This window comes from uncultured Campylobacter sp. (assembly GCF_938002845.1).
Taxonomy (GTDB): Bacteria; Campylobacterota; Campylobacteria; order Campylobacterales; family Campylobacteraceae; genus Campylobacter_B.
Genome location: NZ_CALKZP010000043.1, coordinates 1 through 1143 on the forward strand (window position 1 = coordinate 1; position 1143 = coordinate 1143).

Genomic DNA, 1143 nt, shown 5'->3' on the forward strand with positions numbered 1-1143 from the left:
GGCGCGGAGATGAGCCAAATGACGCTTTCTGCGCTATTTAACCCGCTCACGATACTATCTTGCGCATTGCTTGCCGTTTATATCGGCTTTAGGGTCGCAGCATATAAAAATCACGGTATAGATTGCAAAATGGACGCCGTATTTTTCATCGCTTTGAGCTGGATATTTTTTATGCTGTTTTGCTTGGCGACGCTTCTTGCGACCATTTTATTTTTGGAGGATTTTAGAAGCTTGCCGTCGCGAGAATTTTGCTCGTTACTTTTGGTGATGGCGATTTTTGCGGCATGGCGCACGCTTAAGAGCTCGGAATACAAATTAAGCGTATTTTACGAGCGAAAAGCTGGCGCAAAAACAAGCATAGTCAAAATCTTAATTTATTCAGTCTTAGCGTTTGCGGCGATTGCCGCGGTATTTTTTTAGCGAAACGATTTTAGATTCTATAAATTTGGCACTTTTAGCTCATCACGCGAAATTTAGATTTGCCGTGTCTTATACCCCATCACCCGCTCGCAACAGCGCCACAAAAAGCTAAATTTGGGGTAATAATCGCCGAATTTGAGCCAAAAAGCAAATTTCAGCCAAAAGCCGAAACTAAATCCTCGTTAGCTCGCTTCTAGGACTTGCTTGCAGATCAAGCCCCGCAAACTCGCCGCGCAGGTACTTTTCGCGTCCCGCGCGCGCGATCATCGCGGCGTTATCGGAGCAAAACTCCAGCGGCGCACAGATGAGCTCGCAGCCGTATTTATCGCATAAAGCCTTTAGACGAGAGCGCAGATTTAGGTTCGCACTCGCTCCGCCCACGACGCCGAAACGCTCAAATTTGCGCTGGGCAAAGATCTTTTCTAGCTTGTTTAAGATATGCTTACAGGCCGTATTTTCAAAGGCAAAGCAGATATCGGCGATCTCCTGCGCACCCAAATTCCCGCTTGCAGCAAGTTTTTCGGTTTCGACGCGAACTTGATTTTTTAGCCCAGAGAAGCTATACGCCGTGCGCGCATCGCCCAGTAGCGGCACGGTAAATTTAAACCTCTCGCGCCCGCTTTTAGCCGCCTTTTCGACCGCTACGCCGCCAGGATACCCCAGCCCCAGCATCTTTGCGACCTTGTCAAAGCTCTCGCCGAAGCTATCGTCCATCGTCGCGGC

1 protein-coding gene and 1 pseudogene are annotated in these 1143 nt (G+C 48.7%); one reads left to right on the plus strand and one right to left on the minus strand.

Annotated features, from left to right (window positions below; translation table 11 throughout):
* A partial coding sequence (locus Q0224_RS06425) for a hypothetical protein (protein ID WP_297949976.1) occupies nt 1–420 on the plus strand: 420 nt, incomplete at its 5' end.
* Between the two features lie 171 nt (nt 421–591).
* On the opposite strand, the pseudogene Q0224_RS06430 reads toward Q0224_RS06425, so the two are convergent.
* Nucleotides 592–1143 (minus strand): annotated as a pseudogene (locus tag Q0224_RS06430) (tRNA (adenosine(37)-N6)-threonylcarbamoyltransferase complex transferase subunit TsaD); the annotation flags it as partial.